Source organism: Streptomyces sp. NA04227 (genome assembly GCF_013364195.1).
In the GTDB taxonomy this organism is placed as follows: domain Bacteria; phylum Actinomycetota; class Actinomycetes; order Streptomycetales; family Streptomycetaceae; genus Streptomyces.
The window spans coordinates 680,779-700,976 of the sequence record NZ_CP054918.1 but is presented as its reverse complement, the minus strand read 5'-3'; the positions used below and the strand labels follow the sequence as shown (position 1 = coordinate 700,976).

General features: G+C 73.4%; 19 protein-coding genes. 10 read left to right on the top strand and 9 right to left on the bottom strand.

Annotated elements, in window-relative coordinates; genetic code table 11:
* The first annotated feature begins 296 nt into the window (after positions 1–296).
* From HUT18_RS02670 to fxsA, 4 genes are all read left to right on the top strand, one after another.
* Positions 297–737, top strand: a complete 441-nt coding sequence (locus tag HUT18_RS02670) for an Lrp/AsnC family transcriptional regulator (protein WP_176097446.1) — start codon at positions 297–299, stop codon at positions 735–737.
* Positions 738–792: 55 nt separating this feature from the next.
* A complete protein-coding gene (locus HUT18_RS02665; RefSeq protein ID WP_176097445.1) occupies positions 793–2,430 on the top strand; it encodes an amidohydrolase in 1,638 nt (545 codons plus the stop codon).
* 549 nt (positions 2,431–2,979) lie between these two features.
* Positions 2,980–3,765, top strand: coding sequence for a polyprenol monophosphomannose synthase (locus HUT18_RS02660; protein WP_176097443.1), 786 nt, complete (start codon positions 2,980–2,982; stop codon positions 3,763–3,765).
* 66 nt (positions 3,766–3,831) lie between these two features.
* Positions 3,832–4,410: an FxsA family membrane protein gene (fxsA, locus tag HUT18_RS02655; protein WP_176097442.1), complete on the top strand. Its 579-nt coding sequence runs from the start codon at positions 3,832–3,834 to the stop codon at positions 4,408–4,410.
* Positions 4,411–4,581: 171 nt separating this feature from the next.
* Here the strand turns inward: fxsA and HUT18_RS02650 are convergent, their stop codons facing one another.
* The 3 genes from HUT18_RS02650 to HUT18_RS02640 all read right to left on the bottom strand — a co-directional run bounded on the left by HUT18_RS02650 (position 4,582) and on the right by HUT18_RS02640 (position 6,720).
* Positions 4,582–4,956, bottom strand: coding sequence for an RNA polymerase-binding protein RbpA (locus HUT18_RS02650; protein ID WP_030677841.1), 375 nt, complete (start codon positions 4,954–4,956; stop codon positions 4,582–4,584).
* Positions 4,957–5,320: 364 nt separating this feature from the next.
* Positions 5,321–6,088 carry a glycerophosphodiester phosphodiesterase gene (locus tag HUT18_RS02645; RefSeq protein ID WP_176097440.1) on the bottom strand — a complete coding sequence of 256 codons (768 nt, stop codon included), beginning with the start codon at positions 6,086–6,088 and terminating at the stop codon, positions 5,321–5,323.
* Positions 6,085–6,720 (bottom strand): YitT family protein, encoded by a 636-nt coding sequence (locus tag HUT18_RS02640; protein ID WP_176104247.1) that lies wholly within the window; start codon positions 6,718–6,720, stop codon positions 6,085–6,087. The genes HUT18_RS02645 and HUT18_RS02640 overlap by 4 nt, the downstream gene beginning before the upstream one ends.
* 183 nt (positions 6,721–6,903) lie before the next feature.
* On the opposite strand from HUT18_RS02640, the gene HUT18_RS02635 reads away from it, so the two are divergent.
* Positions 6,904–8,403 carry a PLP-dependent aminotransferase family protein gene (locus HUT18_RS02635; RefSeq protein ID WP_176097438.1) on the top strand — a complete coding sequence of 500 codons (1,500 nt, stop codon included), beginning with the start codon at positions 6,904–6,906 and terminating at the stop codon, positions 8,401–8,403.
* Between the two features lie 6 nt (positions 8,404–8,409).
* On the opposite strand, the gene HUT18_RS02630 is transcribed toward HUT18_RS02635, so the two are convergent.
* Together HUT18_RS02630 and HUT18_RS02625 are read right to left on the bottom strand one after the other, a co-directional pair.
* Complete coding sequence (locus HUT18_RS02630; RefSeq protein ID WP_254878397.1) at positions 8,410–10,230, bottom strand: hypothetical protein; 1,821 nt, start codon at positions 10,228–10,230, stop codon at positions 8,410–8,412.
* 130 nt (positions 10,231–10,360) lie between these two features.
* Positions 10,361–10,555, bottom strand: a complete 195-nt coding sequence (locus tag HUT18_RS02625) for a hypothetical protein (protein WP_176097436.1) — start codon at positions 10,553–10,555, stop codon at positions 10,361–10,363.
* Positions 10,556–10,843: 288 nt separating this feature from the next.
* On the opposite strand from HUT18_RS02625, the gene HUT18_RS02620 reads away from it, so the two are divergent.
* From HUT18_RS02620 to HUT18_RS02600, 5 genes are all read left to right on the top strand, one after another.
* Positions 10,844–11,236: an ankyrin repeat domain-containing protein gene (locus tag HUT18_RS02620; RefSeq protein WP_176097434.1), complete on the top strand. Its 393-nt coding sequence runs from the start codon at positions 10,844–10,846 to the stop codon at positions 11,234–11,236.
* Positions 11,237–11,537: 301 nt separating this feature from the next.
* Positions 11,538–12,956 carry a HEAT repeat domain-containing protein gene (locus tag HUT18_RS02615; RefSeq protein WP_176097432.1) on the top strand — a complete coding sequence of 473 codons (1,419 nt, stop codon included), beginning with the start codon at positions 11,538–11,540 and terminating at the stop codon, positions 12,954–12,956.
* Between the two features lie 113 nt (positions 12,957–13,069).
* A complete protein-coding gene (locus HUT18_RS02610) occupies positions 13,070–14,194 on the top strand; it encodes a glycosyltransferase family 1 protein (protein WP_176097430.1) in 1,125 nt (374 codons plus the stop codon).
* On the top strand, positions 14,191–15,372 hold the full coding sequence (locus HUT18_RS02605; RefSeq protein ID WP_176097429.1) for a glycosyltransferase: 1,182 nt from the start codon (positions 14,191–14,193) through the stop codon (positions 15,370–15,372). The genes HUT18_RS02610 and HUT18_RS02605 overlap by 4 nt, the downstream gene beginning before the upstream one ends.
* Positions 15,369–16,223, top strand: coding sequence for an SGNH/GDSL hydrolase family protein (locus HUT18_RS02600; protein ID WP_176097427.1), 855 nt, complete (start codon positions 15,369–15,371; stop codon positions 16,221–16,223). Before HUT18_RS02605 ends, HUT18_RS02600 begins: the two co-directional genes overlap by 4 nt.
* A 223-nt stretch (positions 16,224–16,446) precedes the next feature.
* Here the strand turns inward: HUT18_RS02600 and HUT18_RS02595 are convergent, their stop codons facing one another.
* The 4 genes from HUT18_RS02595 to HUT18_RS02580 form a co-directional block, all read right to left on the bottom strand.
* Positions 16,447–17,313, bottom strand: coding sequence for a biotin-dependent carboxyltransferase family protein (locus HUT18_RS02595; protein WP_176097425.1), 867 nt, complete (start codon positions 17,311–17,313; stop codon positions 16,447–16,449).
* On the bottom strand, positions 17,310–17,939 hold the full coding sequence (locus tag HUT18_RS02590) for an allophanate hydrolase subunit 1 (RefSeq protein WP_176097423.1): 630 nt from the start codon (positions 17,937–17,939) through the stop codon (positions 17,310–17,312). Before HUT18_RS02590 ends, HUT18_RS02595 begins: the two co-directional genes overlap by 4 nt.
* Positions 17,936–18,739, bottom strand: a complete 804-nt coding sequence (locus HUT18_RS02585; RefSeq protein WP_176097421.1) for a LamB/YcsF family protein — start codon at positions 18,737–18,739, stop codon at positions 17,936–17,938. The genes HUT18_RS02590 and HUT18_RS02585 overlap by 4 nt, the downstream gene beginning before the upstream one ends.
* Positions 18,740–18,809: 70 nt before the next feature.
* Complete coding sequence (locus HUT18_RS02580) at positions 18,810–20,132, bottom strand: MFS transporter (RefSeq protein ID WP_176097420.1); 1,323 nt, start codon at positions 20,130–20,132, stop codon at positions 18,810–18,812.
* Positions 20,133–20,198 lie beyond the last annotated feature (66 nt).

Sequence of the window (20,198 nt, the reverse complement as noted above, 5' to 3'; positions counted from 1 at the left end):
CACAGCAAGCTTTTCCCGTGACCTTCGCGTAATAACCGCGGCAATCCGATGTAGGGGGGTGGCGGCTTGTGGCATTGGTCACACGAGAGGTGTGCGACGGCGGCGCACGCTCCGGCGCGTGCGCCCTTCAAGGCACAACTGCCCCCTTTCACCACCTTGTTGACCCCGTTCGCGCCCCCCACGGCGCACGCCGCGGTCATCGGCCGCCCTCGCCGCCTCCCCGAGGTGCCCGCACTGTGGACCGCACGGTCCCGTGTGTATCCCGGCGGACCCGCCGACCTGTAGGTTCTTGCGCCATGGAGGAGCTGGATCGACAGATCGTGCAGCTGCTCGTCAAGGACGGGCGGATGAGCTACACGGACCTGGGCAAGGCCACGGGCCTGTCCACCTCGGCCGTGCACCAGCGGGTGCGCAGGCTCGAGCAGCGAGGCGTGATCCGCGGATACGCGGCGGTCGTGGATCCCGAGGCGGTCGGCTTGCCGATGACCGCGTTCATCTCGGTCAAACCCTTCGACCCGAGCGCCCCGGACGACATCGCCGAACGCCTCGCGGGCGTCCCGGAGATCGAGGCGTGCCACAGCGTGGCGGGAGACGAGAACTACATCCTCAAGGTCCGGGTGGCCACTCCGCACGAGCTGGAGAACCTGCTCTCGCGGGTGCGCTCGCTGGCCGGGGTCTCCACCCGCACCACGGTGGTCCTCTCGACGCCCTACGAGGCCAGGCCGCCGCGTATCTGAGCGCGCCGCCGCCCCGGTGCACGGAGCACCCGGCACGAGGCGGGAGACTGGTGGCATGAGCGAGAGCACCGCCACCGAACCGCGAACCCGTACCGTTCTGCTGCGCGGCGGGGAGGTGCACAGTCCCGCCGACCCGTTCGCCACCGCGATGGTCGTCGAGCGGGGCCAGGTCGCCTGGGTGGGCTCCGAGGGTGCCGCGGACGCCTTCGCCGACGGCGTCGACGAGGTGCTCGACCTGGGGGGCGCCCTGGTCACCCCGGCGTTCACCGACGCCCATGTGCACACCACGTCCACCGGTCTCGCGCTCACCGGACTCGACCTCACCGGCGCCGCCACCCTCGACGAGGCCCTCGCCCGGGTCCGTGCGCACGCCGAGGCCCGGCCGCGGGACCGGGTCCTGCTCGGCCACGGCTGGGACGCGGCGCGCTGGCCGGACGGGCGGCCCCCGGCCCGGGAGGAACTCGACCGGGCCACCGGCGGGCGCCCGCTCTACCTCTCCCGTATCGACGTCCACTCCGCGGTCGTCACCACGGCACTGCTCGAACTGGTCCCCGGCGTCACGGAGTTGCCCGGCTACGACGACGGCGCGCCGCTGACCCGCGAGGCACACCACGCGGTACGCGCCGCGGCGCTCGGTGCCCTCACCCCGGACCAGCGCACCGAGGCCCAGCGCGCCGCGCTCGCCCGGGCCGCCTCACTGGGCATCGGCTCGGTGCACGAGTGCGGCGGCCCGCAGATCTCCGGCGAGGACGACTTCACCGCCCTGCTCGCGCTCGCCGCGGCCGAACCCGGACCCCGGGTGACCGGCTACTGGGGCGAACTGGTCGCCTCGGCCGCCGAGGCCGACCGGGTACGGGCGCTCGGCGCCGTCGGCGCGGCCGGTGACCTCTTCGTGGACGGCGCCTTCGGCTCGCACACCGCCTGCCTGCACGAGCCCTACGCGGACGCCGACCACCGCGGCGCCTCCTACGTCGACCCCGCACAGATCGCCGCCCATGTCGTGGCCTGTACCGAGGCAGGGCTGCAGGCCGGTTTCCACGCCATCGGCGACGCCGCCGTCGGCGCGGTCACCGAGGGCGTCGCCGTCGCCGCCGAGAAGCTGGGACTCGCCCGGGTACGCGCGGCCCGGCACCGGGTCGAGCACGCGGAGCTGCTGAGCCCCGAAACCGTCGCCGCCTTCGCCGAGTTGGGCCTCACCGCCTCCGTACAGCCCGCCTTCGACGCGCTGTGGGGCGGCGACAGCGGTATGTACGTCGCGCGCCTGGGCGCCGAACGCGCCCGCGCCCTCAACCCGTTCGCGGCTCTGCTGCGCGCCGGAGTGCCGCTCGCCTTCGGCTCGGACTCCCCGGTCACCCCGCTCGACCCGTGGGGCACCGTGCGGGCCGCGGCCTTCCACCGCACCCCCGAGCACCGGGTGTCCGTACGCGCCGCGTTCACCGCGCACACCCGGGGCGGCTGGCGGGCAACGGGCCGCGACGACGCGGGAGTTCTGGTGCCGGGCGCCCCCGCCGACTACGCCGTCTGGCGCACCGGTGACCTGGTGGTGCAGGCGCCGGACGACCGGGTCGCGCGCTGGTCGACCGACCCCCGCTCGGGCACCCCGGGACTGCCCGACCTGAGCCCGGGCGCCCCGCTGCCGGTCTGTCTGCGCACCGTGGTCGGCGGACGGACCGTGTTCGAGGGTGCCTGGTAGGGCCGGACGAGTGATCCGGCCGCGAGGGCCGCAACGCCCTTGCCCGCCGCAGCTCTTGCCACCAGCGCCTTCGGCGGCCCGACCGGCTCCCGGTACGAAACGCCGCAGGCCGCACGGCTGTTGACAGAACGGCGCGGTGAACGGGTAGTTTCGGCCAGGTCCACCACAGGACGTCCGACCGGAGAACAACCCTCCCGGCCGCCGGGCGCCGCTTGGTCATGAGTGTGGTGTGCCGCACCGGCACACCGACACTGGGAGCCAGGCCCAGCCGTCGCCCGCCCGGGTACCGCGAGGGTTCCGGCCGACCGGACGTCCCCCCTGCTCGCCCGAGCCCGGGGGAGGGTGCGACCCGGGTGGGGCCCGGCCGCTCAGTAGACAACGGCACTAGGTCGATCCGCAGCCAGCGGGTCCCAGGTCGGCCCGAAGGGCGCCGGGCCCGATCCGCAGCCCACCGGGGGCGTCGTTCCCCGGTGCCCCCGACGCCTGCGGGGCCCGCCACCTGCGCGGGGCCACTAAGGTGGTTTCCGCGTACGGATGTGAAGGGGCGAAATGAGTGACGGCGGCGAGTCCTTGGCGGCGGAGGACCGGGGGGCGAGGTTCGGTCCCCTCGGCACCGCTCTGGTGATCATCCCGACCTACAACGAGGCGGAGAACATCACCTCGATCCTGGGCCGGGTGCGGGAGGCGGTGCCCGAGGCGCACATCCTCGTCGCGGACGACAACAGCCCGGACGGCACCGGCAAGCTCGCCGACGAGTTCGCCGTCGGGGACGACCACGTCCACGTACTGCACCGCAAGGGCAAGGAGGGCCTCGGCGCCGCCTATCTGGCGGGCTTCCGCTGGGGCATCGAGCGCGACTACGGCGTACTGATCGAGATGGACGCCGACGGCTCCCACCAGCCCGAGGAACTGCCCCGGCTGCTGACCGCCCTCGCCGGCGCCGACCTCGTCCTCGGCTCCCGCTGGGTCCCGGGCGGACGGGTCGTGAACTGGCCCAAGTACCGCGAGTTCATCTCCCGTGGCGGCAGCACCTACTCGCGCCTGATGCTGGACGTGCCGATCCGCGACGTGACCGGCGGCTTCCGGGCCTTCAGGCGGGAGACCCTGGAGGGCCTCGGCCTGTCCGAGGTCGCCTCGCAGGGCTACTGCTTCCAGGTCGACCTGGCCCGCCGCGCGGTCAAGGCCGGGTTCCACGTGGTCGAGGTGCCCATCACCTTCGTCGAGCGGGTGCACGGCGACTCCAAGATGAGCGGCGACATCGTGGTGGAGGCCCTGCGGCGGGTGACGTCCTGGGGCATCCAGGAACGCCTCGGCCGGATCAACCGCAAGCACTGAGCCGCCGGGCGAACCGGGTACGCGGTCCTTATCCCGCACTGAGTACGGGCCAGGCACACTGGAATCATGACGACTGGCGCTACGCCTTCCTCGGCCCCACGACCCAAGCGTTCGCGCGCCCGCAGAATCGTGCCGCTGTGCCTGGCCGCCTGGCTGGTCCTGGAGATCTGGCTGCTGATCCTGGTCGCGGACGCGGCCGGGGGGCTCACCGTGTTCCTGTTGCTGCTCGCCGGTGTCCTGCTCGGCGGTGCCGTCGTGAAGCGGGCCGGGCGCCGCGCGATGCGCGGCCTGAGCGAGATGGTCAACGCACAGCAGTCCGGTGCTCCGCCGCTCGTGAGCGGCCGCAGCGAGGGCAACGCGCTGGCCATGCTCGCGGGTCTGCTGCTCATCCTGCCGGGCCTGCTCTCCGACATCGCGGGCCTGCTGCTCCTGGTGCCCCCGGTGCGCAAGGCGCTCGGCGGGGCCGCCGAGCGGGCCATGGAGCGCCGGATGAACAAGGCGACCGTGGGCGGCCTTCACGACACGATCCGGCAGGCTCGAATTCACCGTCCGGACGGAAAAGTTGTGCAGGGTGAGGTCATCAGGGACGACGCGCCTTCCGGCCCGCACCACGAGGCGGGCCCCCGGCCGCCGCTGCGACCCTGAGCCGGGCGAACCCGCGGCAGGCATCCGCGGGCGGCGACCCTGTCGCCTCGCCCCGCGCGGAGCACGGACCCGAGCACACAAAAGCCGCGGGCTGCGCTCACACCAGGTGTGGCGCAGCCCGCGGCTTTGTCGTGGGTGCTGTTGTGCTCCCGCTTGCGGTACTTCAGGGGGTCAGGCGGACTTGCGGCTGTCCCTCGGATGTACGGCGATGTTCATCGCACCGGAGCGCAGAACCGCGAGACGCTCGGCGAGCACCTCTTCCAGTTCCTCGCGGGTGCGCCGCTCCATCAGCATGTCCCAATGCGTACGGGCGGGCTTCGCCTTCTTCTCCTCAGGGCCGTCGCCGTCCACGAGGAGTGCCTGGGCCCCACAGACCTTGCACTCCCACTCCGGCGGGATCTCCGCCTCCACCGAGAAGGGCATCTCGAACCGGTGCCCCTTCTCGCAGGCGTACTCCACGGCCTGGCGGGGTGCCAGGTCGATGCCGCGGTCGGTCTCGTAGCTGGTCACCACGAGGCGCGTGCCGCGAAGAGCTCGCTCACTCATGAATCGTGCCTCCCGGGCTTGTCGCCCACAGGACAGGTGTCGCTGTCGTCGTCATCCGGTCAACGTCCGGTCGGCGGTAAAGATTCCCGTTCAGGGTCATGTGTCGCCGTTGGAGCCGCAGCCTTGCTGATCAGTGCAGTACCCACTAGCGCCCGGTTTGTCACGTCTGACTGGAGATGTCACCCAAGGCTTCACCATCTTTGACGCGCAGTAACGGTACGGCTAGCAGGCCAAAGGCGTACACTACCGCTCTTTGCTCCCGGACGCTAAATCCGCGAGGGTGCCCAGTTGCGCGTCCCCGGCCCGAACCGGTCCGAATCGGCCCGCCGTGAGGCGGTCCGCGGGCGGTCTGCGGAGCAGGGCGTCAGACCCACAGGCCCCGTTCCTCGAACACCTTGCGCAGGATGTCGAGACGGTCCGTCATCAGCGCGTCCACGCCGAGGTCGAGCAACCGGTGCATTCGGTCCGCGTCGTTGATCGTCCACACGTGCACGGCGAGGCCGCGCTCGTGAGCATGGCGGACGAAGCGCCGGTCCACCACGGGAATTCCGTACTGCGCCTCGGGTACCTGGGCCGCCACGGCCGTGGTCCGCACGGACCAGGGCAGGCCCCAGGACCGCATCCGCAGGGCGAGCACCCCGGTGGTGCCGTACGAGGTGGCGAGCTTGGGGCCGCACTGCCGCTGGGCGCGGGCGACCCGGTCCTCGGAGAAGGAGCCGAGGCAGATCCGGTCCCACAGCTCCGCTCGGCGGACCAGGTCGAGGAAGGGCTCCAGGGCCGGCTCGGCCTTGACGTCCACGTTCCAGCGGGCCTCGGGGAACTCCTCCAGGAGGTCCTCGAACAGCGGCACCGGTTCGCGGCCCGCCACCTTCGCCTGCCGTATCTCGCTCCACGGCAGGTCGACGATGCGGCCGCGGCCGTCGGTGACCCGGTCCAGGGTGGTGTCGTGGAAGGCGACCAGCTTTCCGTCGGCGGTCAGATGGACATCGGTCTCCATGTACCGGTATCCGGCCTCGGTCGCCCGGCGGAAGGCCACGGCCGTGTTCTCCAGGCCGTCGCCCGCACCGCCGCGGTGGGCGAACGGGATGGGTCCCGGATGGTCGAGGTAGGCGTGGCGTCTGTCCCTGGTCACGTTCGCAGTATGGACCGCCGCGGTTTCGAGCCGGCAACGACCGGGCTGCCCGCGGATGCCGACGGGACGGCGAAGACGCGCAGGAAGAACTGGGCGAGCGGTCCGATGGCCAGCGCGTAGGCCACGGTGCCGATGCCGACCGTGCCGCCGAGCAGGAAGCCGGTGGCGACCACGGCGATCTCCAGGGCGGTGCGCACGACGCGGATCGAGCGGCCGGTGCGCCGGTTGAGCCCGGTCATCAGGCCGTCGCGCGGGCCGGGGCCGAAGGCGGCGGCGATGTAGAGGCCGGTGGCCACGCCGTTGAGCACGATTCCGGTGGCCAGGACCGCCAGCCGCAGCGCGAGACCGTGCACCTCCGGTGTCACCGCGATCAGACCGTCCATCGCGAGGCCGACGACGATGACATTGGAGACGGTGCCGAGCCCCGGCCGCTGCCGGATCGGTATCCACAGCAGGAGCACGACCGCGCCCACCACGATCGTGACCAGGCCGATGGACACACCGCTCAGCTCGGCAAGCCCCTGATGCAGTACGCCCCAGGGCTCCAGGCCCAGACCGGCCACGACGAGCAGCCCGGAACTGGCCCCGAAGAGTACGAGTCCGGCGTAGAGCTGGATCAGGCGACGGGTCAGCCGTCGGTCGGTAGGGCGCGATGCCGATGGTGTCGTGGTGCGGGAAGCCGAGGACGGCTGCGGTGACTCCGGTGATCCGGACAAGTCCTACCCCCAGTGGTAACAGTGGCCTGACCCGTGCCACTCTGTGGCTGGGTAAACGTGGCTCTCCAGGGCCAATCCGGGGAAGGTGGACTGATTTCCATGGCGCAGTGGACTTCGGCGGTGGGCTCGAACCAGCTCGCCAAGCTGCTCACCTCCCAGCAGTCGCGCCCCCCGAAGCCGGGCAGCAGGCGCCCGCCCGCCTACCGCTTCCTCGCCGACGGCATCCGGCTGCTCGTCCTGGAGGGGCGGATCCCGGTCGCCGCCCGGCTGCCCGCCGAGCGCGAACTCGCCATGGCGATGAGCGTCAGCCGTACCACCGTGGCCGCCGCCTACGAGGCGCTGCGCAGCGAGGGCTTCCTCGAATCCCGTCGGGGCGCGGGCAGTTGGACGGCCGTACCGGCGGGCAACCCGCTGCCCGCGCGGGGCCTGGAGCCGCTGCCGCCGGAGGCCCTCGGTTCGGTCATCGACCTCGGCACCGCCGCCCTCCCCGCGCCCGAACCCTGGCTGACCCGCGCCGTTCAGGGCGCCCTGGAGGAACTGCCGCCCTACGCCCACACCCACGGCGACTACCCGGCGGGGCTGCCCGCACTGCGCGCCATGCTCGCCGAGCGCTACACGGCGAGCGGCATCCCGACCATGCCCGAGCAGATCATGGTCACCACGGGGGCGATGGGCGCCACGGACGCGCTCTGTCATCTGTTCGCCGGGCGCGGGGAACGCATCGCCGTGGAGTCCCCGAGCTACGCCAACATCCTTCAGCTGATGCGGGAGGCCGGTGCCCGGCTGGTGCCGGTCGCCATGGCCGAGGGGCTGGGCGGCTGGGACATGGACCGCTGGCGCCAGGTCCTGCGCGAGGCGGCGCCCCGACTCGCGTACGTCGTCGCAGACTTCCACAACCCCACCGGCGCGCTCGCCGACGAGGACCAGCGGCGCAGCCTGGTGGACGCGGCCCGCTCGGCCGGGACGGTCCTGGTGGTCGACGAGACCATGATCGAGCTGAACTTCGACGAGAACAGCGCCATGCCGCGTCCCGTCTGCGGATTCGACCCCGCCGGGTCGACGGTGATCACCGTCGGCTCCGCCAGCAAGGCATTCTGGGCGGGCATGCGCATCGGCTGGGTGCGGGCGGCCCCGGACGTCATCCGCAGCCTGGTCGCCGCCCGAGCCTACGCGGACCTCGGCACCCCCGTCCTCGAACAGCTCGCCGTCAACTGGCTGCTGAGCACGGGCGGTTGGGAGTCGGCGGTGGAACTGCGGCGGGCCCAGGGCCGGGAGAACCGCGACACCCTGGTCGCGGCGCTGCGCCGGGAACTGCCCGACTGGGAGTTCGCGGTGCCCCAGGGCGGCCTGACGCTGTGGGTACGTACCGGCGGTCTGTCCGGCTCCCGTATCGCGGAGGCGGGGGAGCGGGTCGGTGTACGGGTGCCCTCGGGCCCGCGGTTCGGAGTGGACGGGGCCTTCGAGGGCTTCGTGCGCCTGCCGTTCACGGTGACCGGAGCGGTGGCGGACGAGGCGGCCTCCCGGCTGGCGGCCGCGGCCCGGCTGGTGGAGAGCGGGGCCGCGGCGGGCGGCGAATCGCCGCGGACGTTCGTCGCCTGAGGTTCCTCAGCCCTCGGCGACGGCCACCGGCCGACCGCCCGCGCCGGTGTCCGCCCTCTTCTCGCTGTCCGGAACCGGGACTTGGGCCGTCCTGGCGGCTGTGGCCACCGTGGCGGCCTCGGCCGAATCGCCCGGGTCGCCCGGCGCCACCGCCGCGGGCGGCTCGGTCCCCTCAACTGCCTCTGCCGCACCGGGCACACCGGCCGCACCCGCCGAACCGGCCGCCTCGCCCGACTCGTTCGCGGCGACGGCCCCCGAGTCGCCGACGGCCTCCGCGCCCGCCGTGGACACCTCCACGCAGTCCCCGTCGGCGCTCGCGGGCAGCAGCCCGAGAACGGCCTCGCGGGCGGCCTCGTCGGTCTCCGGGTGGAGGGGGTCGGGGGTGGCCGGGACCTGGAGCCGGTGGACGGGGCCGGTGCCGAGGCGGGCGTAACCGCGGCCGGGGGGAACGGAGTCGACCGGGGTGGTGTGCGGCGGGCTGCCGAGTACGAGCTGGGTCTGGGCCTCGTTGGTGCGGCCGAGTACGACGCGGGCGCCGGTGTGCCGCAGTACGGGCTCCGCGAGCGAGTCGAAGCCGTCGAACTGCTCGGCCACCACGACCGTCACCCCGGCCGCCCGGCCGTGCCGCAGTGGGACCCGGAGCAGCGACTGCGGATCCTCGCGGCCGTCGGCGGCGGCCAGGTGGCCGAGCGCGCACGGCCGGTCGAGCAGGACCCAGAGCGGGCGCACGGTGTCCTGCGGCAGCGGCTGGCCCGCCTGGCGCGCCCGGTTGGCGGCGATCAGGCGCCGCTCGGTCTCGTGGGCGGCCCACTCCAGGGTGGCCAGGGCGCCCGCCAGTCCGCACTCCACGGCCAGTACGCCGCGAAGCCCGGACAGAAAGGCGTACTCGCCGGTGCCGCCGCCGTCCACGACGACGACCTCGCCCTGGCGCAGGGCCTGGAGGGCGAGGGAGCGGAGCAGGGTGGTGGTGCCGCTGCCCGGCTGGCCCACCGCGAGCAGGTGCGGCTCGGTCGAGCGCGGCCCGGTCCGCCACAGGACCGGCGGCAGGTCGAGGCGCCGCGCTGCGCCGTCGCCCTCGGCCGCGACGGGGATGGTGCGCGGCACGCCGTCGGGGTCCGTGAAGCCGAGCACCGCCTCGTCGGCCGAGGTGACGAAGGTCTGGGCGCGGACACCGGTGGGCAGGGCGTCGAGCACGGTCAGTTCGAGGATGTTGGACTCCTCGTCCCAGCCGAAGTGGTACTCGCGGCCACGCCCGGCCTTGGCGTGCAGAAGTCGTTCCACCCGGGCCCGGGCCTCGGGGTCGCCGTCCGGGAAGTAGGGCGGGTAGTGCACGGTGAGCGCCGAGACGCGGCCGTCGGCGTCGAAGGCGTGGTCGCCGAAGCCGCGGTCCCACTCGCCGCCGTGCGCGAACCGAGGCTCGGGGTCCTCGGGCACCGAGAAGTGCGGGACGAGGGCTTCGTAGAGGGCCTGGAGCCGGGCGCTGCGGTCCGCTTCGTCGGCCTCGGGGGTGGCGGGTTCGCGCTCGCGGCCCGCCCAGCCCGCTGCGGCCATCAGGGTGATGCCCGCGAGCAGGGGCCCGTACGGAACCAGGGCGACGACCAGGATCAGCGACGCCACGAAGAACAGCAGGGGCCCGCGACGGTCCTTGGGGGTCTCGGACCACTTGAGCCGTCCGGCGGTGGCCAGGCGGCGCAGGCCACGGCTGATCGTCAGGAGCGGGTGGAGCACATCGGTCGCCCCGCCCGCGGCCGACCGTGCCAGCTCCCGGCCGCGGGTGAGCCGGGCGCCGGGGTTGCTGAGGATGCGGGGGAGTGGGCGCCGGGCCACGGGCTGTCTCCTGGAGTTCGTGAATGCGGGGATTCAGGGGTTCGGGGAATGCGGGGACTCGGGACGCGGAGCGGACTCGGGCCCCAGCTCCCGGGGTCGGGCTCCTGGAGTCCGGGCCCGGCCGGCCAGGTCAGAACTTGATTCCGCCGAGGATGTTGGCGAGGCTCGCGCCTCCCGCCTCGATGCTGGGCGCGAGGGCGGTGCCCGCGATGTAGAAGCCGAACAGCGCGCAGACGACGGCGTGCGAGGCCTTGAGCCCGTCCTTGCGGAAGAGCACGAAGACGATGATTCCGAGGAGGACGACACCCGAGACGGACAGAATCATGAGAGTTCTCCTGGTAGGCGAGGGTTTATCACCATGAGTGCTTCCAGGGTCACAGCATGTGTCTATCTGACTAAAGGTGCAAATGGGGAAATCAGTGGACAGTTGGCTGTTCAGGGGGTTATGGGGCGAGGGTGTGACGCGGCGCGAGTGGAGTGCGGGCAGGGGTGATCCTGCGGCTCGCCGGTATGTCGGTGAGGGGGTACGCGCGCAGTAGCCTGTCGGTTTCACGCGAACGTGGCGGCGCCGCGGATCCGGGCGGCGGAGCAGGGGAAAGGTGGCCGGTCAGCCATGAGCGAAGCCCCCGATGTCGAAGTGGTGGAACTGGCGGGGAGGGTCTTCGCGATGGCCCGGACCGGTGACGCGGCGGCGCTCGCCGCCTATGTGGACGCCGGAGTCCCGGTGGATCTCACCAACGACCGCGGCGATTCGCTGCTGATGCTGGCCGCCTATCACGGCCATCCCGCGACGGTACGGGCCCTGCTCGAGCGCGGCGCCGAGCCGGGCCGGATCAACGACCGTGGCCAGAGTCCGCTCGCCGGAGCGGTGTTCAAGGGTGAGGACGAGGTGGTGCGGGCGCTCCTCGAAAGCGGAGCAGATCCTTCCGCAGGGGTACCCTCAGCCGTCGAGACAGCCAGAATGTTCGGCAGGACAGAGCTGCTCGAACTTTTCGGCGCCGCCTGACATACCCGGGACGACCTGGGGAAACGGCGGATGACGGGGAGATGTCACCGGGTCGTGGGAAATCTGGTCGCGGTGACGAGAACGGCTGGGTCATCATGACGTCGTGATTCACGGACGCGACGGCGGGGCAGATGCTCACGCACCGCGTGGACCGTGGACGGCCCTGCGCGGGCCACCGACGAGAGGCAGAGGAACATGGTCAGCAGCAAGCACGAGACGACGGGCACCCCGACGTGTTGTCACGCAGCCAGGTAGTGCACGGTCCCCGGTTGCGTCGACTCTCGATGTGAGGCTGTATCCCATGTTCGAACCGGTCATAGCGCCGAGCGGCACGCTGCTCGGCCTGCTCCAGCGGGGCCGCGGCGATGGCACGCTGCACGCGCTCACCGCCCCCCGCTCCGAGGCGCTCGCGGCACTCAATCAGTGCGTGCGCCACGACCCCCGCCACGACTGGCAGGTGGAGAACCGCTCCCTGTACTACGCACGGCTCTTCGTCGACCTCGACGGCGGCCTCGACGAGCTCGAGCGCCACCTCTTCGACATCGAGGACGTACTCGACTCCGAGGACTGCCGTACCGGACTCGCGCTGTCCGTGCTCGGGCACCTCGCCTCCTACGGCAGGCCGGACGCCCTGAACCTGTTGCGGCGCTACGCCGCCGAGGGCAACAACTGGGCCTGGGCGCTGGACGAGTTGGCCCTGCGCGACGACGACGCCGCCCTGACGGCGCTGGCCCCCCGGATCCTGGCCAGATTCCCGCACACCCCCGAGGGCGAGGCGGAACTCGCCACCATGGTGCGCGACGCCTTCGAACCACGGCCCTGGCGGCTGTGGGCCGCCGACCCGCGGCCCGGGATCGGCGAGCGGGTGCGGGCCGCCCAGGAGCAGGGCTGCTTCGACCGCTGGCAGCGCCAGATGAGGCCGAGCGGACCGCGCCCCGACTGGAGCGTCGAGGCGGTCTTCGACTGGGCCCGCGAAGGACTGAGCCGCGGCGCCGTCCTGCACGTGCCCGCCGCCCGCTGCCTGGCGGCGGTCGCCGGAGCCGACGACCGCGAGCAGATCGTGGCGACGGCCCGCGGCGGGGACGAGGCGGCGCGCTGCACCGCGCTGCGCTATCTCGCCGACTCCCAGGACCCCCGTGTCTTCCCGCTCGTGGAGGCCGCGGTGGCCGAGGGGCCCGGACCGGTCGCCGACGCGGCCGTGGACGCCTTCGAACGCATGCGGAGCGCGGTGGCGCTGGCCCGGGCCCGGCAATGGGCCCCGCGGCCCGACGAACTCGGCGCCGCGGCGGGGCGCGTACTGGCCTGCCGAGGAGCGCGGGGCGACAGCGCCCTGGTGCTCGCGGCGTTGCGCGACGCGGTGCGCCGGGAGGGCTGCGACGCCCCGACTCTGTGGCCGCTCGTCGACGGCGCCGGACGGCTCGGCATCCTGACCGCCGCCCCGGTACTGCGGCACGTCTATCGCGAGACGGCCTCGTCACAACTCCGCGGCAGGGCGGCTCGCGCCCTTGCGGTCACCGACCCGGGCTTCGCGGCCGCGTTCGCCGTCGAGTGCCTGTGGGACTGCGAGGAGTCCACCCGCGAGGTGGCGGCCCGGCACGCGGAGACGGCGGATGCCCGCGTCGTCGACCAACTCCGGCGTCTGGCAACGGACCCCGCCGAGGAGGCGGAGGTGCAGACAGCCGTACGCAGCCGTATCGGACCCGATGGCGGGGCCGGCTAAAACGGACGTTCCTGTCATACGAACGGCAGGCGACGAGGAACGCTCACGGGACGTTCTTCAGCCAGAAAGATCGACGTTGGCAAGGCCACGTCCGGTACGACGACAACACGGGTATGCGTGTCGTCATCGTGACCGAATCCTTTCCCCCCGACGTCAACGGCGTGGCGCACTGCGCCATCCAGACCGCCCGGCATCTCGTCGCGCGCGGTCATGACCCGCTCGTCATCGCGCCCACCACCGCTTCGGGCGCGGGCGACGACAGCGAGGCGCCGTGCCCCGTCGTGCGCGTCCCCTCCATCTCCCTCCCCGGATACCCGCAGGTCCGTGTCGCTCTCCCCAGCCGCAGGGTCGCCGCGACCCTCACCGCACACCGGGCCGACATCGTTCATCTCGCCAGCCCCTTCGTCCTCGGGGTGCGCGGCATGGCCGCCGCGTCCCGGCTGCGGCTGCCCGCCGTGGCCGTCTACCAGACCGACCTCGCGGGGTACGCCCGTACGTACATCAGCGCGGGTGAGGCCGCCGCCTGGCGGCGGATCCGCAATGTGCACGCCGCCGCCGACCTCACGCTCGCCCCGTCCAGCGTCTCGCTCAAGGACCTGGAGGCGCACGGTGTGCCCCGGGTGAAGCTGTGGGCGCGCGGCGTGGACACCGAACGGTTTCGGCCCGACCGCCGCGACGAGGCGTTGCGGCGTGAACTCGCCCCGGACGGCGAGCTGATAGTCGGCTACGTCGGCCGCCTCGCGCAGGAGAAGCACGTCGAACTGCTCAGCGGCGTCTGCGCACTGCCGGGCGTCAAGGTCGTCGTGGTCGGCGACGGGCCCAGCGAGGAGGGGCTGCGCTCGGCCCTGCCCGGCGCCGCCTTCCTCGGTCGCAGGACCGGCGACGACCTGGCGCGGATCTTCGCGTCCTTCGACGTGTTCGCGCACACCGGACCGTTCGAGACCTTCTGTCAGACCGTGCAGGAGGCCATGGCCTCCGCCGTGCCCGTGGTCGCCCCCGCCGCGGGCGGCCCGATCGACCTCGTCGACCACGGCCGTACCGGTTTCCTGGTGCCGCCGATGGACGCCGACGCCCTGCGGGACACCGTCGCCAAGCTCCAGGCCGACCCGCAGTTGCGCGCCGCACAGGGCGCCGCCGGACGGGCCACTGTCGAAAAGCGCACCTGGGCCACGATCGGCGACCAGCTCATCGACCACTACGCCGAGGTGCTGCGCGAGCGTACGGCGGTGGCGGCATGAGCGGCCCGCTGAGGATCGTCCGGCTCGCCAACTTCGTCGCGCCCGCCTCCGGCGGACTGCGCACGGCGCTGCGCGAACTCGGCGCCGGGTACCGGGCCGCCGGGCACGAGCCGGTGCTCATCGTCCCCGGCGACCGCGCCGACGACCGCGAGACCGAGCAGGGCAGGGTGATCACCCTGCCCGGACCCCTGCTGCCCAACACCGGCGGTTACCGGGTCCTGATCAACAAGGGCCGTCTCACCCGGCTCCTGGAGGACCTGGCGCCGGACCGGCTGGAGGTGTCCGACCGTACGACCCTGCGCTGGACCGGCCAATGGGCCCGGCGCGCCCGGGTGCCCGCCATGATGGTCTCCCACGAGACCGCGCACGGAGTGCTGCGCACCTGGGGCCTGTCCGAGGACAACGCCCGCCGGGCGGCCGACTTCTTCAACACCCGTACCGCCCGGGCGTACGCGCGTGTGGTGTGTACGACGGAGTGGGCCGAGCGGGAGTTCGTCCGCATCGGCGCCCGCAACGTCGTACGGGCCCCGCTCGGCGTCGACGTCTCCGACCGGCACCCCGGGTTGCGGGACCCCTGGCTGCGCGAGCGCCACGCCCGCGGCGACGAGCTGATGCTGGTGATGTGCTCGCGGCTGTCCGTGGAGAAGCGGCCGTGGACCGCGCTGGAGGCGATGGAGGAACTGGTCCGCCGCGGTGAGCGGGCGGTCCTGGTCGTCGCCGGGGACGGACCGCTGCGCGGCAGGCTCGAACAGCGCGCCGCCGAACGCCGGTTGCCCGTCACCTTCCTCGGGCACGTGGACGACCGCGAGGAGCTCGGCGCCCTCCAGGCCACCGCCGACATCTGCCTGGCGCCCGGGCCCGCCGAGACCTTCGGGCTCGCCGCGCTGGAGGCGATGGCCTGCGGTACGCCGGTGGTGGCCAGTTCCTCCTCCGCGCTCGGCGAGGTGGTGGGCGAGGCCGGGGCCACCGCGGCGGACAACGGCGAGGCCTTCGCCGACGCGGTACGCGCCCTGCTCGACCTGCCCGAGGCCGAGCGCCGCGAGGCGGCCAGGGCGCGGGCGGAGTGCTTCGGCTGGGGCGCCGCCGTGGAGGGCTTCCTGCGCGCGCACGACGCCGACGTCAAGGTGCCCACGAGCAAGCAACTCGACCGGGACGGTGCCCGGGAGGGTGTGGCATGAGACCCCTGCGCTACGTGGCGCTCGGCGACTCCCTCACCGAGGGTGTGGGCGACCGCGTGGACCGTGCCTGGCGTGGCTGGGCCGCGCTGCTCGCCGAGGGCCTGGGGACCGCCGACTGCCCGGCGGACTTCCACAACCTCGCGGTCAGCGGGGCCCAGACGGCGGATGTGCTGGCCCAACAGACGCCCGCCGCACTGGAGATGAGGCCGGACGTGGCGTCCGTACTCGTCGGCGTGAACGACACCCTGCGCCGCACCTTCGACATCCATGCCGTGGCGGCACGGCTGGACGAGGTGTACGCGCGGCTGCGGGCACAGGGCACGGTGGTCGTCACCGCCTGCCTGCCCGACCCCGGAACCATGCTCCGGCTGCCGGGGGCGCTCGCCCGGCCGCTCGCACGACGCGGGCGCGCGGTGAACACCGTGGTGCACGCGCTGTCCGAGCGGCACGGTGCGCTGCATCTGCACGCCTGCGAGGGCGACTGGGTGATGCAGAAGGCCATGTGGAGCGCGGACCGGATGCATCCCTCGGAGACCGGGCACCGTGCGCTCGCCGTGCGGTTCCACCGGCTCCTGGCGGCGGAGGGCATCCCGGTGGGGCCGTCGCCGTCCCCGCTCGCGGAGATGAAACCGCCGTCCCGGGCGACCGTCCTGTTCTGGCTGGCGACCGCGGGCACCGCCTGGATGGCACGCCGCTGCACCGATCTGCTCCCGCAGTTGCTGACCCTGGCCATGGACGAGGCGCGGCACCGGGCGCGCGGAACCAGCGCACGCCTGGACCTCAGCGCCTCGGCCGCGGTCGCCTCCGCCCTCGCCTCGCTGACCGTGACCGAACGCCGCGACGCGGCCTGAGCGGGGCGCGCGACAGGGCGGGCCCGGACGGACGACCGGGCCCGGGTGCGCTCCGGCGGTGCGGCATCGACGGTGGCCGCGGCCGGGCCGTACGCGGAGATCACCGGCGCGTCCCCGTAGGCTCAGCGGCTCGTCCCGGCGCCAGGTGGGTGCTTTTGCCGTACGCGGACTTCAACGACCCGCGCCCGTAGGCCGAGTCGGCGCACTTGCGCCGTACGCCCCCTCAGTGACCCGTCCGTACGAAGCGGACAGGTGTGCCGGGGACGGCCTGTGCCGCTGCGGCCAGGGCGGGGGTGCGGACCACGGCCACCACGGGATAGCCGCCGGTGGTCGGGTGGTCGGCCAGGAACACCACGGGCCGTCCGTCCGGCGGTACCTGGACGGCGCCCAACACCAGGCCTTCGCTGGGGAGTTCGCCGGTCACGGCACGTTCCAGGGGCGGGCCCTCGGTGCGCAGGCCGATGCGGTTGCTCGCCGCCGACACGGTGTAGCGGGCCCGGGTGAGGGTGCGCAGCGCGCCGTCGGTGAACCAGTCCTCGCGGGGTCCGGGGGTCACGGGCAGCACCAGTTCGCGGGGCGGTGCGGGGTGCGGCACCGGTCCGAGGACGGGTGGCCGCGTGGCGGGGGTGCCGAGCGGGAGGACGGTGCCCTCCGTCAGCCGCGCGGGGCCCAGGCCGGAGAGCAGGTCGGCCGAGCGGCTGCCCAGGACGGGCTCGACCTCGACCCCTCCGGCGAGAGCCAGATAGCTGCGCAGCCCGGCCCGGGCCCGGCCCACGTCGAGCAGCGCACCGGCCGGGACCCGTACCGGCGCGCCCCAGGCCACCGGCCGGGAGTCCACCGTCACGGAGCAGGGCGCACCGGTCACGGCCACCGTGAGCGCGCGGCGGGGCCGCAGTGCGCAGCCGTCCAGGGTGGTCTCCAGGACGGCGGCCGAAGTGGCGTTGCCGACAAGGCGGTTGGCGAGGGCGGCGGCCGGGGCGTCGAGTGCGCCGGAGCGTGGCACACCGAGGTGGGCGTGGCCCGGGCGGCCGGAGTCCTGGACGGTGGTGAGCGCGCCGGGTCGTACCACCGAGACCGCGTGGTCCGTCATGGCGCGTCCCCCGGCAGACGGCGCGGCACGAATCTGACCCGGGCCCCGGGGGTGAGCAGCGCGGCGGGGGAGCGGTCGGCGTCCCACATCTCCAGGTCCGTCGTACCGATGAGCTGCCAGCCGCCCGGCGAGGAGCGCGGATAGACACCGGTGTACGGGCCCGCAAGCGCGAGGGAGCCCTTGGGCACCGCCGTCCGCGGGGTGGCCCGCCGGGGCACCGACCGGTTCTGGGGCAGGCCGGTGAGGTAGGCGAAGCCGGGTGCGAAACCGCAGAAGGCGACCCGGAACTCGGTCGCGGCATGCGCGAGCGCGGCCTCGCGTGCGCCGAGCCCCCAGTGCGCGGCGACCTCGGCCAGGTCGGGCCCGTCGTAGACCACCGGGATCTCGACGGCGCCGCCCGCCCGCGCTTCGAGCGGCGGTACGGGCAGCTCGCGGAGCCACGCGGCCAGTTGGCGCGGGTTCTCGACACCGTCGAGCAGCACGGTGCGGGCCGCGGGGACGATCTCCACCACGCGCAGTTCGCCGGTGGCGCGGCGGCGCAGCAGCTCCGCGTGCAGGGCCTCGGCCCGCTCGCCGTCCGCCAGTTCGACGAGCAGCGCCGACTCACCGGCCGGCAGACACCTCATGCGAAGGCCTCCACGACGGCGCCGGACTCGGCCAGCGCCCGGCGCACCCGGCGGGCGAGGTCGACCGCGCCGGGGGTGTCCCCGTGCACGCACAGGGACCGCGCCCGCACTCTGATCTCGCGTCCGCCCGCCGAGGTGACACATCCCGTCGTGGCCATCCGCACCGAGCGGGCCACCACCTCGTCGGCGTCGCTGAGCACCGCGCCCGCCGAACCGCGGGGCACCAGCGTGCCCTCGTCGGTGTACGCCCGGTCGGCGAAGGCCTCGGCGACGGCCACCAGGGAGGACTTGGCGGCGGCCCGGAGCAGCCGTGAGCCGGGCAGTCCGAGGACCGGAAGAGCCCCGCCCGCGAGCCGGACGCCCTCGATCACGGCCGCGGCCTGTTCCTCGTCGTGGACCACCCGGTTGTACAGCGCCCCGTGCGGCTTCACATACGCCACCCGGCCGCCCGCCGCCCGGGCGAAGACCTCCAACGCGCCGATCTGGTACGCCACTTCGGCCGCCAGCTCCTCGGCGGGGACATCCATCGCGCGGCGCCCGAAGCCCGCCAGGTCGCGGTAGGAGACCTGGGCGCCGATGCGTACCCCGTGCGCCACGGCCAGCTCGCAGACCCGGCGCATCGTGACGGCGTCCCCGGCGTGGAAGCCGCAGGCGACGTTGGCGCTGGTCACCACGGACAGCAGCGCCTCGTCGTCGGTCAGCCGCCAGTGGCCGAAGCCCTCGCCCAGGTCGGCGTTGAGGTCGACGGGCCGGGCGGCGGCCGCGCGCGGGTGCGGCTCGGCGGTCGTGGTGGCGGTCATGTGCTGCGTCCTCTCCTCGGACGGTCGTGGGAACTGCGCCGCGGTGCGGGGCCGTTCGGGCCCCGGCCGGTCAGACCAGTTCCCTACCTTGTGTCTCGGGCAGCCCCAGCAGGGCCACGACGGCCAGTCCGTAGCCGAGGGCGCCGAAGACCAGGGCGCCGCCCACACCCCAGCTGTCGGCGAGGAAGCCGACCAGGGTGGGGAACACGGCGCCCACGGCACGGCCCGCGTTGTACGTGAAGCCCTGGCCCGCGCCGCGTACCTCGGTCGGGTACAGCTCGCTCAGGAAGGAGCCGAAGCCGCTGAAGATCGCCGACATACAGAAGCCGAGCGGGAATCCGAGCACCAGGAGCAGGGTGTTCGCGCCCGAGGGGACGTTGGTGTAGAGCAGCACGCAGGCCGCCGAGAGGAAGGCGAACAGGGCGATGTTGCGCTTGCGGCCCAGCACGTCCGTGAGGTGCCCGCCCGCCAGATAGCCGAGGAAGGCGCCCGAGATGAGGAAGGCCAGGTAGCTGCCGGTGCCGACCACGGACAGGTCGCGTTCGGACTTGAGGTAGGTGGGCAGCCAGGTGGCGAGCGTGTAGTAGCCGCCCTGCACGCCGGTCGAGAGCAGCACCGCGAAGAGCGTGGTGCGCAGCAGTCCCGGCGCGGCGGCGGTACCGGGCCTGAAGATGGTGAGGAAGGACCCGGGGCGCACATTGGCCTTGCGCCGCGCCTCGGCCTCGGGCGCGTCCTTGACCCGGCGCCGGACCCAGAGGATGAGGACGGCGGGCAGCGCGCCGGTCCAGAACATCACCCGCCAGGCCAGGTCGTCGTCGAGGACCTGGAAGACGAGGGTGTAGACGACGACGGCCAGCGCCCAGCCGGCGGCCCAAGCGCTCTGTACGGCCCCCAGGGTGCGGCCCCGGTGCTCGGCCCGTGAGTACTCGGCGACCAGGATCGCCCCGACCGCCCACTCACCGCCGAAGCCGAGGCCCTGGAGGGCGCGGAAGACCAGCAGCGTCTCGTAGTTGGGCGCGAAGCCGCAGGCCACGGTGAAGACCGCGTAGACGATCACGGTGAGCAGCAGGGCGCGGACCCGGCCGATGCGGTCGGCGAGCACCCCCGCCACCGCACCGCCCACGGCGGAGACCACCAGCGTGACCGTGGTGAACAGACCGGTCTGCCCGCTGTTCAGGCTGAAGTAGGCGGACAGCGCGACCATGCTCAGCGGCAGCGTGAAGTAGTCGTACGAGTCCAGTGCGTAGCCGCCGAACGCGCCACCGAAGGCGCGGCGTCCGCCGGGGCCCAGGGCGCGGAACCAGCCGAGGGCTCCACCACCGCCGGTCGCACTGCCGTTTTCCGTGGCCGGGTGGCCGGGCGTCGTCTTGCCGGGCGGCGGGATCGTGCTCATGGGCGACCTCACGGTGGAAGAAGGGTGCCTTCGTTCAACTGCTTGTTGCTTGCGGGGCCCGTCGGC

Excerpts from the sequence above, each read along its gene's own strand:
- HUT18_RS02580 (WP_176097420.1), bottom strand. The coding sequence starts at position 20,132 with ATGAGCACGATCCCGCCGCCCGGCAAGACGACGCCCGGCCACCCGGCC.
- HUT18_RS02660 (WP_176097443.1), top strand. The coding sequence starts at position 2,980 with ATGAGTGACGGCGGCGAGTCCTTGGCGGCGGAGGACCGGGGGGCGAGG.
- HUT18_RS02610 (WP_176097430.1), top strand. The coding sequence starts at position 13,070 with ATGCGTGTCGTCATCGTGACCGAATCCTTTCCCCCCGACGTCAACGGC.
- HUT18_RS02635 (WP_176097438.1), top strand. The coding sequence starts at position 6,904 with ATGGCGCAGTGGACTTCGGCGGTGGGCTCGAACCAGCTCGCCAAGCTG.
- HUT18_RS02665 (WP_176097445.1), top strand. The coding sequence starts at position 793 with ATGAGCGAGAGCACCGCCACCGAACCGCGAACCCGTACCGTTCTGCTG.
- HUT18_RS02615 (WP_176097432.1), top strand. The coding sequence starts at position 11,538 with ATGTTCGAACCGGTCATAGCGCCGAGCGGCACGCTGCTCGGCCTGCTC.
- HUT18_RS02605 (WP_176097429.1), top strand. The coding sequence starts at position 14,191 with ATGAGCGGCCCGCTGAGGATCGTCCGGCTCGCCAACTTCGTCGCGCCC.
- HUT18_RS02625 (WP_176097436.1), bottom strand. The coding sequence starts at position 10,555 with ATGATTCTGTCCGTCTCGGGTGTCGTCCTCCTCGGAATCATCGTCTTC.
- HUT18_RS02585 (WP_176097421.1), bottom strand. The coding sequence starts at position 18,739 with ATGACCGCCACCACGACCGCCGAGCCGCACCCGCGCGCGGCCGCCGCC.
- HUT18_RS02650 (WP_030677841.1), bottom strand. The coding sequence starts at position 4,956 with ATGAGTGAGCGAGCTCTTCGCGGCACGCGCCTCGTGGTGACCAGCTAC.
- fxsA (WP_176097442.1), top strand. The coding sequence starts at position 3,832 with ATGACGACTGGCGCTACGCCTTCCTCGGCCCCACGACCCAAGCGTTCG.
- HUT18_RS02595 (WP_176097425.1), bottom strand. The coding sequence starts at position 17,313 with ATGACGGACCACGCGGTCTCGGTGGTACGACCCGGCGCGCTCACCACC.
- HUT18_RS02590 (WP_176097423.1), bottom strand. The coding sequence starts at position 17,939 with ATGAGGTGTCTGCCGGCCGGTGAGTCGGCGCTGCTCGTCGAACTGGCG.
- HUT18_RS02670 (WP_176097446.1), top strand. The coding sequence starts at position 297 with ATGGAGGAGCTGGATCGACAGATCGTGCAGCTGCTCGTCAAGGACGGG.
- HUT18_RS02600 (WP_176097427.1), top strand. The coding sequence starts at position 15,369 with ATGAGACCCCTGCGCTACGTGGCGCTCGGCGACTCCCTCACCGAGGGT.
- HUT18_RS02620 (WP_176097434.1), top strand. The coding sequence starts at position 10,844 with ATGAGCGAAGCCCCCGATGTCGAAGTGGTGGAACTGGCGGGGAGGGTC.